The sequence below is a fragment of the Mycobacterium sp. ACS4331 genome, from assembly GCF_001667265.1.
Lineage (GTDB): Bacteria > Actinomycetota > Actinomycetes > Mycobacteriales > Mycobacteriaceae > Mycobacterium.
Map to the genome: position 1 here is coordinate 1 of NZ_LZHW01000069.1, position 11,796 is coordinate 11,796.

Sequence of the window (11,796 nt, forward strand, 5' to 3'; positions counted from 1 at the left end):
CCCCCCCCCCCCCCCCCCCCCCCCCCCCCCCCCCCCCCCCCCCCCCGCCCCGCCCCCCCCCCCCCCCCCCCCCCCCCGGGGGGGGGGCCCCCGACTGGTCCATCTGGGGCCGGAGTCAGTTACTCGCTGCTGCTCTCCGCAGTCTTGGCGGCACTGCGCTCGGCGCGCTTCTCGGCCTTGGCGGCCTGCCTCTCGGCGCGCTTCTCCGCGCGTTCCGCCTTCTTCTCGGCCCGCTTCTGCGCGGCCTGCTCGGCGCGGTCCTTGAGGGTGCGGCCGGCGTCGGAGATCGCCTCGGCGACCTTCTGGCCCGCGGACTTGACCCCGTCGGATTCCGTCCCGGTGGCCGGCTGTGACGGCGCGTCAGCGGCGTTGTCCTCAGCGTCGCTGACGAGGGTCACCTTGGTGAGGTCGGCGCCGGCCGCGGTGTCGGTGGCGTCGGAGCCGGTGTCAGCGGACCCGGTCAGCGCGGGCGCATCCAGGACCGAGGCCGGAACCGCGGCGGGGCCGTCGAGGGCGGTCCGCTCGGCCAGCGGCGCGATTGCCGGCTCCGGCGCCTGGGGCGCCAACGGGTTGCCGGTGCCGTCCCAGCCGATCGCCTTGGCGATGGCCTGGGCCAGGCCGATCAGCGAACCGATCGCGCCCACGGGCTGTCCCGGGAGGTATCCCCCCTCGACCGGCTCACCTTCGTAGAGCGTCGTTAGATTGAGGGCATTGAGCATGGTGCCGCCCTGGCTGAGCAGCCCGCCGAGGGTCAGACCGACCTCGAAGCTGGTGCCGCCGCCGATGTCGAGATGCACACCCAGGGCTTCGAGCACCGGGGTCAGATCGACCGTCTGCCCGCCGTTGAGGAACGCGTCCACCATCTTGGTGGGGATGTTGACCAGGGTGTTGATGGCCGCGCCGAGATCGGGATTCTCGGCCGTCAGCTCGCCCAGGATGGAGGAGATGCTGGCCCCCAGGGCCACCACGGGTGCGAGCACCGGTCCCACCAGGCCGATCAACACACCGCTGAGGGACGACGCGGTGAAGTCGATGAGCGGCTGGAGCTCGGCGGGCAGCTCCAGCATGAGCGGGATCAGCTCGTAGAACGCAGCTCCGTTCGGCGAGAGGGCGTCGAAGTCCGCAGCGACCAGTGCGTTCAGCGCGGCCTTCGTGTTCGTGCCGATCTGGTCGAGGATCAGCCCGATGTCAGGAAGCTCGCCCAGATAGGTCAGCTGGTTGACGATCACCTGCTGCAGGACCGGCGACGGTGCCTCCAGCCAGGTGTTGACCAGGCCGGCGAAGTTGACCTCGGTGTTGTTGAACAGCTCCCGCAACGGGGTGATCGGATCGACCGCGGCCGACAGCTGCACCGTCGGGTGTGACACCTCCACCGTGGGCAGGCTCGGGGTGATCGGCGTGATCGCGATGGCTCCGGCGCCCATCAGGGCGACGCCGGCGGTTGCGTAAGAACGCAGGGCTGTCATTCAGCTTCCTTACTTGAGAGTCAGTTCTGGACAAAAGGAAGGTACATGTAAATAACTCGCGTTATGTGATTTCAGAAATATTCGTGGGTTGTGTCGCTCGCCGGCAGCTGACAAACCCCGTCCCGGGGCCGTGAGCGGCCGCTTCGGTGCGCCCAATACGGCGTGTCGGCGCACCAACACGGGCGCTCGGAACGGGGTGGTGGGGTGAACAACAGTCGGCCCCCACCCATGCGGGCGGGGGCCGACCGGTCTGTCAGCGCAGTGTCAGTCAGTCACCGCTGGCCGAGGAGCTTTGGGCCTTGGCGGCCCTGCGCTCGGCACGCTTCTCGGCGCGCTTCTTCGCCGCGGTGTCGGCGAGGTTCTTCACGCCCTTGCCCGCATTGGAGATCGCGGTGGACACCTTCTGGCCGGCATCACGGACGGCGTTCGAGAAGTGGTCGGCCGCGCGGGTGTGCGGGTCGCTCTCGTTCTTTCCGTCGCCGGGCTGTGTCGGCTCGACGTCGCTCTTCTCGCCGGCGGTGGTGGACGCAGCGCCCTCCTTGACGAGGGTCAGCGTTGGGAGGTTCCCACCGCGTGCCCCGCCGTCTGAGGTGTCGTCGGCGGAGGTGACCGCCGAGGGCAGCGGAGACCGGAGAACCGAGGTGGGCACCGCGCCGGGATCGTCGACGCTCTTCACCAACGGTGCCGGCGTCGACGGGGCGAGCGGATTGCCCGTCCCATCCCAGCCGATGGCCTTGGCGATCGCCTTGGTCAGCCCGATCATCGACCCGATCGCGCCCACCCCCTGCCCCGTGACGCCCGGAATCACCTCACCGCCGATGACGAGATCAAGGTTGACGGCGTCGAGGAGCGAACCCCCGGGGCTGAGCACTCCGCCCAAGGTCAGGCCGAGCTTGCCCCCGATGCCCCCGACATCGATCGTGACCCCCAGCGCGTCGAGCAGTGGGGACAGGTCGATCGTCTGCCCGCCGTTGAGGAACGCGTCGGTCATGGTCGCCGGGATGTTGATCAGGGTGTTCAATGCGGCCGCGCCATCGGGGTTCTCGGCGTTCAACCCGTCGATGATCGACGTGATGCTGCCGCCCAGGGCCAGAACAGGCGCGACCGCAGGGCCCACCAGGCCGAGCAGAACTCCGCTGAGGTAGTTCGTGGTGAAGTCGAGTACCGGCTGGAGTTCGGGGGGCACGTCGAACGTGAGGGGAAGCAGCTCCCAGAGCGCGCCGGCGCCCGGGGTCAGGGTGCTGAGGTCTTTGGCGACCAACGCCGTCAATGCCTGCTTCAGATTCGTGCCGATCTGCCCGACGATCCCCTCGACGTCGGGAAGTTCACCGAGGTGGCCGAGCTGGTTGACGATGACCTGCTGCAACACGGGGGCGGGTGCCTCCAGCAGGGCATTCGCCAGTCCCGCCAGGTTGACCTCCGAATTGTTGAAGAGCTCCCTCAGCGGCGTGATCGGATCGACCGCGGCCGCCAGCTGCACTGCCGAGGGGAGCGTCTCCACGGCCGGTGGCGAGGCGGTGATTGGGGTGACGGCGATGGCCCCGGCGCCCATGAGGGCGACGCCGGCGGTTGCGTAGGAACGCAGGGCTGACATTCGACTTCCTTACCTGAGAGTCAGTTTTGGACAAGCAGACGCTATAAGTGAGAAAGCGCACTTACTTGAAATCTGAAACGACTCCCAGGAAGCTGCCAGTGCAGTGGTGATTTCGTGCATCTCCGCTGCTCAAGGCCACTCATGCCTCGGACAGCTGAACGACCGGCGACGAAGCCGAACCCTCGGCGGTCGCCTCACGACCTGACGCGTTCGGGTCGGACGGGCCAGGTGTCTACACCCAGTACGGCACGCGTGCCCGATATTGGCGCATCGCCACTAATGCGACGATCCAGCCCACCACCGTCAACGTCAGCACCACCGCCCAGTGATGCCATTGCTGGTCCGCGCCCAACAGTGGCGCGCGCACGATGTCCACGTAATGCAGCAGCGGGTTGAACTGGATGATCTTGGCCCAGCCGCCGGCACCCTGATCGCGCAGCGTCTGGTCGTTCCAGATGATCGGCGTCATATAGAAAAGCAGCTGCACCAGGCTGAAGAGCAGCGGGCTGATGTCGCGGTACCGGGTGGCCAGGATGCCGAAGCACAGCGCGACCCACACGCAGTTGAGCATGATCAGCACCAGCGCCGGGATGAACGTCAGGTCCGTCCACTTCCACGGCTGCGGGAAGATGATCGCGATGACCACGAAGATGATGATGTTGTGGCCGAACAGCAGAATCTGCCGCCACACCAGCCGATAGACGTGCACGCTCAGCGGCGTCGGAAGTTGTTTGATGAGGCCCTCATTGGCCACGAACACGTCCGCGCCCTCGAGGATCGCGGCGTTGATCAGATTCCAGATGATCAGGCCCAGCGTGACGTACGGCAGATGCTCACGCAGTTCCAGGTGAAACAGCTTCGAGTACAGCCCGCCCAGCGCGACGGCCATGGTGCCCGTCGCGATCGTGATCCAGAACGGGCCGAGCACGGAGCGGCGGTAGCGCTGCTTGATGTCCTGCCAGCCCAGGTGCAGCCACAGTTCGCGGCGGCCGAAGCCGTCGACGAGGTCGCGCCGGGCCTTGGCGAAGGTCCGCGACTGTGCCGCGGCGTCGGTGAAGGTCATCGGCCGAACCTTTCGCGTCTGCCGAGACGGCGGAGTCGGATCCACTCCCGCAGCCCCGCCGGGTCCCGTCGGGACACCAGGAAGTACCACCCGAACCGCACCCACTCCTGGAGCAGCAGCTTGCGCAGGCCCGGCTGGGAGAGCAGATAGCCGCGATTGCGGTAGGTGAAGAACCGTTTGGTCTCGTCGTCGGGGTACTGCGTGTGCATCCGCCCGCCCAGGATGGGTTTGAACTCGTCGCTGCCCTGCGGGTGCAGGTAGACGGTGTCCAGGCAGGTCCCGAACGGCAGTCCGGAGCGCACCAGGCGGCGGTGCACCTCGACCTCGTCACCGCGGACGAACAGTCGGATGTCGGGTACGCCGACGGCCTCCAGCGTGGTCGCGCGGAACAGTGCGCCGTTGAACAGTGAGGCGATGCCGGGCAGCAGGTCATCGCCGCCGTCGTCACGCAGTTCGGAGACCCGGCGCCGCCACACCAGACCACGGCGCAGCGGAAAGGCCAGGCGCTCGGGATCGTCGAGGTCGCACACCATGGGCGAGACCTCGGCCAACCCGTGACGCTGTGCGCACGCCAACAGCGTGCTGAGCACGTCGGCGTCCCGGGGGCGGCCGTCGTCGTCGGCCAGCCAGACCCAATCCGCGCCGCCGGCCAGGGCGTTCAGGATGCCCAGCGCGAAACCGCCTGCGCCGCCGAGGTTTCGCTTCGACCCCAGCCAGGTGGCCGGAACAGGTTGGCGAGCAACGAGTTCGGCGATCTGCGGGTCGTTGTCGTTGTCCACCACGATCAGATGGTCCGGGGGCCTGGACTGAGTGGTGACAGCCGCCAGGGAGGCGGCCAACTGCTCCGGGCGGCGATGGGTCACCACCACCGCGTAGACGATCTCGCTCATGCCCGGCGGGTCTCCGCAAGGATTTCCCGCACGTGGTGCGCTGCGTCGTCGCCCTCGTAGGCGCGCACGACGTCCTCGATCTCACCGCTCATCCGGATGGTGCCGTGATCGATCCACATCGCGGTGTTGCACAGCCGCGCCAGGAACTCGTTGGAGTGGCTGGCGAACACCAGGATTCCCGACCGCTCCACCAGGCTCTGCAGCCGCGACTGCGCCTTCTTGAGGAACTCGGCGTCGACCGCGCCGATGCCCTCGTCCAGCAGCAGGATCTCGGGGTCGATGCTGGTGACCACGCCCATCGCCAACCGCACCCGCATACCTGTGGAGTAGGTGCGCAGCGGCATCGAGAGGTACTCACCCAACTCGGTGAACTCGGCGATCTCGTCGACCTTGGCCAACATCTGCTTGCGGGTCTGTCCCAGGAACAGGCCGCGGATGATGATGTTCTCGAAACCGGAGATCTCCGGATCCATGCCGACGCCGAGGTCGAACACCGGGGCCACCCGGCCCCCGACGCGGGCGGTTCCGCGAGTGGGCTCGTAGATGCCGGACAACAGTCTCAACAGTGTCGACTTACCCGCACCGTTGTGCCCGACCAGGCCCACCCGGTCGCCCATCTTGAGCGACAACGTGATGTCGCGCAGTGCTTCGACGACGACGACGTTCGAACTGTTGCGTCCGATGGCGCCGCCGGCCTTGCCCAGGAACGCCTTCTTCAGCGAACGGGACTTGGCGTCGAAGATCGGGAACTCGACCCACGCGTCGCGGGTCTCGATGTACGGCTCGGTCATAGCGTGCCGGGTCAGAGATACTGACCGGTGCCCGGCGCGGAACCGGGACGGCCGGGTACGCCCACACCCGGAGGCAGCGCACCCTGGCGCATCTGTTCCAGTTGGGCACGGGCGGCCATCTGCTGGGCGAACAGTGCGGTCTGGATGCCGTGGAACAGCCCCTCGAGCCAACCGACCAGCTGTGCCTGTGCGATGCGCAGTTCGGCGTCCGACGGCACGGCCTCGTCGCTGAAGGGCAGCGCCAGCCGTTCGAGCTCGTCGCGCAGCTCCGGTGCCAGACCGTCCTCGAGTTCACTGATCGAGGTCTTGTGGATCTCCCGAAGACGGTTGCGGCTCGCATCGTCGAGCGGGGCGGCCTTCACCTCCTCGAGCAGCTGTTTGATCATCGTGCCGATCCGCATGACCTTGGCGGGCTGCTGGACGAGGTCGGTCACGGGCTTGTCGTCGTCCTCGCCGGTTGCCCCGGCCGCGATCATCTCGGGGTTGGGCACACCGATGATCTCGATGTTGTCGTCGTCAGTGCTCACGATGTGGGTGCTCCTCCGCGCCACTCGTAGATGCGGGTCTGGCCGTTGTCGTAGATCTTGGCCCACGACTCGGACTTATCCAATGACACTAGCCCGTCCGGCATGACGAACCCTCGGACCACCGGCAAGCTCGTGATGGCATACCGGATGTTGAGCGCCTTGACGGCCTCGGCGACCCGCGGATCGTGGTCGGCGTCGTCGGCGTAGGCCCAGAAGATGAACCGGTGGTAACCCGGTCCCTGCTGGACGGGGTAGTCGTAGTGCGTCCACAGCGGATGCAGTCCTGCCACCGCGTACATCCATGCCGTGCCGTCGGTGTTGGCGTTGCCGATCAGGGTGTCGCGGGCCCCGGGAAGCGTCGCGAGGTGCGCGAACGCCTCGAGGTCGGCTGGACCCACCATCACCTGGTCGTACTTCTCGCCCATCAGGAACTCGTGCCGGGGCAGGTAATGCCACGCCAACCCGGTGGTGCTGAGCACCAGCAGGGCTCCGGTCAGGCCGAGCCACACCGGTCGTCGCACGCCGGGCAGCATCCGGCGCAGCCAAGACACGACGAACAGCACGGCAAGGCACAGCGCGATGCCCGCCATTGGGGTGATCAGCAGCGTCACCACGGCGGAGAGGCGGCGCGGATCGCTGTAGAACAGGTCGCTGTACTTGGCGATCGCAGTGCCCAGGGGGCCGCCGAACGGCGCGGACGAATGCACGATCGCGACCACAAGGCCCGCCCACACCGCCAGCGCCCACCAGATCCGCTTGATCAGCAGCACCAGTCCGCCCGCGGCGGCCAGCACGATCAGGGTGGTCTGGACGGGGAAGTCGTTGAGGTGCCGCGTGTGCTGCATGACCGCGTCGAACAGGGCATGCTTCTTGCCCTCGTGCGTGACGAAGGTGTGTCCGGCGATGATCTCCGCCTGCTGCAGCACCCCGAGGAACTGCGGCAGCAGCAGCAGCAGCGTCGGCACCGCGACGGCCAGCAGGGTCAGGAGGTCGGACCGGCGTCCGCGCACCGGGCGGGCGAGGGTGTCGACCAGCCACCACGCCGTCACGAACGTGACGACGACGACGCCCCCGGTGATGTGCACCGAGAACACGCCGACGAGGGCCAGCACGGCCAGCGGGATGCGGTCGCGGTGCCGAAGGCAGGACATGATCAGCACCGTCGTGGGGACCGCGACTCCGTAGGCCGCCATGTTGGGGATGGAGGCGGTGTCGAACTCGACGTAGGGAACGGCGGTGAAGGACGCCGACAGCGCCGCCGAGGTGGCCGCGGCGAGGGCGGTGCGTCGTTCACTGGTGTGTGGGCGCAGCAGGCTCCACGTCAGGATGGCCGCGCTGGCCGGGAACAGCCACGCGGCCGCTGCGACGGCGTTCGCCGTGAAGGCTGTCGTGGCCGCGGCGCCGGTCAGCTGACACTGCAGCGCGGCCAGGGCGTGGAAGACCGAGGGGTAGTACAGCGCTGCGTGGGTCTCGACGTTGCGAAGCTCACCCATGTGGGTCGGGGAGGCCTGCCCGGTCTCGGTGATCCAGCGGATGGTGTTTGCGTGCCACACCGAGTCCCAGTTGCTTGGGACCGACTGCCAGTCGGTGATGCCGCGCTGCGCCGCCCAGAAGATCAGAACGGCACCGATCACAACGCCGATGGCAACCATCGCGGCTGACCCCGTCGAGCCCGCGAGCTGCTCTGCTTCCCGCTCGCGGTAGCGGGACAACAATGCTGGCAAACTTGCGGCCAGCGCGACCGCCACGAGCAGGCTCAGCAGCGCTGTTATTGTGTTCCAAGGGATTCCGAGCGCACCCAGGGGGAGCGTAGCCACACCTACAACGCCGTAGGTCAGAGCCGGGCCAACTGCGACAGCGGTCGGCCAGGTTAGCCGGGCCATGCGCCCGACGACGGCACCGGGCACTACCAGCAACGTCATTGCGAACAGCACGTCGCACGCCAGGCTCACTGCACTAGTATGGCTGGCCAGGTAGCCCGGTTCGGACAGTGTGCGTGTGGTGGGGGGGCCCGCCTCCCGCGCGACCGGTGAATCACCTGGAGCTTCTAAGGACGGCTGCATGGCATTTGACGTTGCCAGGGTGCGAGGTCTGCACCCGACTCTCGGTGACGGTTGGGTGCATTTCGATGCGCAGGCCGGGATGCTGATCCCCGATGCCGTCGCCACGACAGTGTCGACGGCGTTCCGCACCTCGGCGCCCAGTGCTGCGGGTCCGCATCCCTACGCGCGGCGCAGCGCCGCGCTGCTGGAGGCCGCCCGCCAGGCGGTCGCCGATCTGGTCAACGGCGATCCGCGCGGCGTGGTGTTCGGCGCGGACCGGGCCGCGCTGCTGACGTCCCTGGCCGACGCCTCGTCGTCGCGGGCGGGACTCGGCTACGAGTTGGTGGTCAGCCGCCTGGACGACGAGGCCAACATCTCGCCATGGCTGCGGGCGGCCAACCGTTACGGCGCCCGGGTCAAGTGGGCCGAGGTCGACATCGAGACCGGGGAGCTGCCGTCGTGGCAGTGGGAGAGCCTGATCTCCAAGTCGACGCGACTGGTGGCGTTGACCTCGGCGTCCGCGACGCTGGGCACAGTGGTCGATCTGCGACCCGTCACGAAACTGATGCACGACGTGGGCGGTCTGGTGATCGTCGACCACACCGCCGCGGCGCCCTATCAGATGTTCGACCTGCAGGAGGTCGACGCCGACGTGGTGGCGGTCAATGCCGCCAGTTGGGGTGGCCCGCCGGTCGGTGCCCTGGTCTTCCGCGACCCGGGCCTGATCGACACCTTCGGTTCGGTGTCGATGAATCCCCTCGCCTCCGGAGCGGCCCGGCTGGAGATGGGCCTGCATCAGTACGGCTTCCTGGGTGGCGTCGTCGCCAGCATCGAGTACCTCGCCGGTCTGGACGAGTCGGCGACGGGTCCGCGGCGGGATCGCCTCGCGACGTCGATGGGGACTGCGGCGGCGTATCTGGATCGGCTGTTCGACTACCTGGTGGGCTCGCTGCGGTCGCTGCCGCGGGTGATGCTCATCGGGGCGCCGGAGGCCCGGATTCCGGTGCTGAGCTTCGCCGTGGCCGATGTCGAAGCCGAACGCGTGGTGCAGCGCCTGGCCGACAACGGCATTCTGGCCACCGCCAACGCCAATTCACGCGTGCTGGACGTGATCGGGGTCAACGACATCGGCGGTGCCGTGACCATCGGGTTGGCGCATTACTCGACCATGGCCGAGGTCGATCAGCTGGTGCGCGCGCTGGCGTCCCTGGGGTAGCGGGGCGTCAGCCGACGGTCAGCAGAACCTTGCCGGACACCTCACCGGAGGCCAGCAGGCGATGCGCCTCACCGGCCCTCTCGATCGGCAGTGTCGCGCCGATGATCGGGCGCACGGCACCACGGGACACCATCGGCCAGACCGACTCCACGACCGAGCGCACGATGGCGCCCTTGCCCAGCGCGCCGCCGACGGGCCGTCCGCGCAGGGCGGTGCCGATCACCCGGGTCCGCTTGGCGATGAGCTTGCCGATGTTCAGCTCGCCCTTGACCCCGCCCTGCATGCCGATCACCACCAACTGCCCATCGGTGGCCAGCGCATCAAGATTGCGGTCGAGGTAGGCCGCTCCCATGATGTCGAGGATCACGTCGGCGCCGGCACCGCCGGTGGCCTCCTTGATCTGCGCGACGAAGTCCTCGTCGCGGTAGTTGATCAACACCTCGGCGCCGAGCTCGCGACACAGGTCCAGCTTGGCCTGCGACCCCGCGGTGACCGCGACCCGGGCGCCCAACTCTCGTGCCACCTGCACGGCGTTGGTGCCCACGCCGCTGGCGCCGCCGTGCACGAGGACCAGTTGGCCCGGCCGCAGGCCCGCGGTCATGACGAGGTTGGACCACACGGTGCAGGTCACCTCGGGCAGTCCGGCGGCTTCGACCACGCCGACGCCGTCGGGGATCGGCATGACCTGCTCCACCGGTACCGCGACGTACTCCGCGTAGCCGCCCCCGGCCAACAGTGCGCAGACCGGTTCGCCGATTCCCCACTGCGTCACGTCGTCTCCGAGTGCGGCGATGGTGCCGGAGACCTCCATGCCCAGTGTCTCGCTGGCGCCGGGCGGGGGCGGGTACTTCCCGGCCGCCTGCAGCAGATCCGCGCGATTGAGGCCGGCCGCGGCGACCCTGATCAGCACCTCGCCACGGTCCGGCGCAACGTCGGCGACCTCGCGCCACTGCAGGGAATCGGCATCCTCGGCGACGATGGCATGCATGGGCGTCACGCTACTACCTGGCGGTTTGCTCCGCGTTTGTCGGTACTGTCGCTTAACATTGGGCCATGGAGGGGATGATTGCCGGCCGAACCGAAAGTTCGATGCCCGGCCTGGACATTGCCGAGCAGCGGTCTTGGCAAAACTATCTGGATTCCGCGTTGCGTCTCACGACGACGCTCAACCGCGGACTTACGGTGTCGCACAACCTGACTCTGGTCGACGTGCGACTGCTCGACATTCTGGACAGAGCACCCAGTGGTTCGGCGCGGATGGGGGATCTCGCCGACGCTCTGATGTCGCTGCCCAGTCGGGTGACGCGGCAGATCCGGCGCCTGGAGGCGCAGGGTCTGGTTGAGCGGGCCGCCAGTCCGGACGATGGACGCGGGGTGCTCGCCAAGATCACCGACGACGGCCGCGAGCTGGTTCAGAAGGCGATGGTCACGTATTCGCAGGGGGTGCGGACACATTTCCTCGGCCAGCTGTCCCGGCCACAGATCGCGGCCATGGGGGAGAACTGCCGGCGCATCAGCGCGGCGCTGAAGGGTTCGCCCGCGCCGCGTGGGTACGGCCGCCCCTGAGTCCCGCACCGGGCACCGCTACGCTTGTCGGCGGTGGCGTGGCAGAGCGGCCTAATGCACTCGCCTTGAAAGCGAGAGACGGCTAACACCGTCCGGGGGTTCAAATCCCTCCGCCACCGCGTGTGTCCCGTGTCGGGATCTCCGCGGCGATGCGGTCCAGCAGTGCCGGGTAGCGCTTGGCCTCCGGGTTGGCTCCCGGTTTGCCGCTGCTGACGACGGCGGCGGCCAGGTCGCGGTCGGGGTCGGCCCACACCGCGATGTCGACCAGGCCGGTGTGACCGAAGGCCGCGGGGGTGTTGCGGCCGAACGGGCCGAAGCGTCGCGACCCCAGCATGTATCCGGTGCCCCAGCGCATCGGCTTGAGTCCCGTGGCGACGTCGGGACGGAGACGACGGGCCTGCCGCGTGGCGGCCCTCAGCGTCTCCGGCCGCAGCACCCGTACTCCGTCGAGTTCGCCACCACGGCGCAGCATTTCAGCGAACCGGGACAGTTCCACCGCGTTGGACACCGTGCTCGACGACGGCACCACGCTGGTCAGGAACTCCCGCGTGTTGGTGAACGGGATGATCTCGTGCATCGTGCCGCCGACCGCGAGGCGGAAGGCGCGCGCGATGGCTGGGGGGAGGGGCTTTCCGGTGGGG

At 68.2% G+C, this 11,796-nt stretch carries 11 protein-coding genes and 1 tRNA gene; 3 read left to right on the forward strand and 9 right to left on the reverse strand.

Annotation, left to right across the window (positions count from 1 at the left end; translation table 11 throughout):
* Positions 1-119: 119 nt before the first annotated feature.
* The 7 genes from gjpA (A5727_RS16105) to A5727_RS16135 form a co-directional block, all read right to left on the reverse strand.
* Complete coding sequence (gene gjpA, locus A5727_RS16105) at positions 120-1,466, reverse strand: outer membrane porin GjpA (RefSeq protein ID WP_068251362.1); 1,347 nt, start codon at positions 1,464-1,466, stop codon at positions 120-122.
* A 268-nt stretch (positions 1,467-1,734) separates the two neighbouring features.
* A complete protein-coding gene (gjpA, locus tag A5727_RS16110; RefSeq protein ID WP_068251365.1) occupies positions 1,735-3,060 on the reverse strand; it encodes an outer membrane porin GjpA in 1,326 nt (441 codons plus the stop codon).
* A gap of 232 nt (positions 3,061-3,292) precedes the next feature.
* The gene (wzm, locus tag A5727_RS16115) at positions 3,293-4,123 is read right to left on the reverse strand and encodes a galactan export ABC transporter permease subunit Wzm/RfbD (RefSeq protein WP_068251368.1); all 831 of its coding nucleotides are present in this window, start codon (positions 4,121-4,123) and stop codon (positions 3,293-3,295) included.
* The gene (glfT1, locus tag A5727_RS16120; RefSeq protein ID WP_068251371.1) at positions 4,120-5,013 is read right to left on the reverse strand and encodes a galactofuranosyltransferase GlfT1; all 894 of its coding nucleotides are present in this window, start codon (positions 5,011-5,013) and stop codon (positions 4,120-4,122) included. The genes wzm and glfT1 overlap by 4 nt, the downstream gene beginning before the upstream one ends.
* The gene (gene wzt, locus A5727_RS16125; protein WP_068251374.1) at positions 5,010-5,804 is read right to left on the reverse strand and encodes a galactan export ABC transporter ATP-binding subunit Wzt/RfbE; all 795 of its coding nucleotides are present in this window, start codon (positions 5,802-5,804) and stop codon (positions 5,010-5,012) included. The genes glfT1 and wzt overlap by 4 nt, the downstream gene beginning before the upstream one ends.
* 11 nt (positions 5,805-5,815) lie before the next feature.
* Positions 5,816-6,280, reverse strand: coding sequence for a bacterial proteasome activator family protein (locus A5727_RS16130; RefSeq protein ID WP_157521408.1), 465 nt, complete (start codon positions 6,278-6,280; stop codon positions 5,816-5,818).
* Positions 6,281-6,327: 47 nt separating this feature from the next.
* Positions 6,328-8,283, reverse strand: coding sequence for a DUF6541 family protein (locus A5727_RS16135; RefSeq protein ID WP_502687684.1), 1,956 nt, complete (start codon positions 8,281-8,283; stop codon positions 6,328-6,330).
* Between the two features lie 109 nt (positions 8,284-8,392).
* Between A5727_RS16135 and A5727_RS16140 the strand changes: the two genes are divergently transcribed.
* The gene (locus A5727_RS16140) at positions 8,393-9,589 is read left to right on the forward strand and encodes a cysteine desulfurase-like protein (RefSeq protein WP_068251377.1); all 1,197 of its coding nucleotides are present in this window, start codon (positions 8,393-8,395) and stop codon (positions 9,587-9,589) included.
* Between the two features lie 7 nt (positions 9,590-9,596).
* On the opposite strand, the gene A5727_RS16145 is transcribed toward A5727_RS16140, so the two are convergent.
* On the reverse strand, positions 9,597-10,577 hold the full coding sequence (locus tag A5727_RS16145; RefSeq protein ID WP_068251390.1) for an NAD(P)H-quinone oxidoreductase: 981 nt from the start codon (positions 10,575-10,577) through the stop codon (positions 9,597-9,599).
* A gap of 65 nt (positions 10,578-10,642) precedes the next feature.
* Between A5727_RS16145 and A5727_RS16150 the strand changes: the two genes are divergently transcribed.
* Both A5727_RS16150 and A5727_RS16155 read left to right on the forward strand, forming a co-directional pair.
* The gene (locus A5727_RS16150) at positions 10,643-11,155 is read left to right on the forward strand and encodes a MarR family winged helix-turn-helix transcriptional regulator (protein WP_068251380.1); all 513 of its coding nucleotides are present in this window, start codon (positions 10,643-10,645) and stop codon (positions 11,153-11,155) included.
* A 32-nt stretch (positions 11,156-11,187) separates the two neighbouring features.
* A tRNA-Ser gene (locus A5727_RS16155) sits at positions 11,188-11,274 on the forward strand.
* Here A5727_RS16155 and A5727_RS16160 read toward each other — a convergent pair.
* The coding region (locus A5727_RS16160; protein WP_157521407.1) for a serine hydrolase at positions 11,256-11,796 on the reverse strand (541 nt) is incomplete at its 5' end. The two genes, A5727_RS16155 and A5727_RS16160, sit on opposite strands and share 19 nt — an antisense overlap.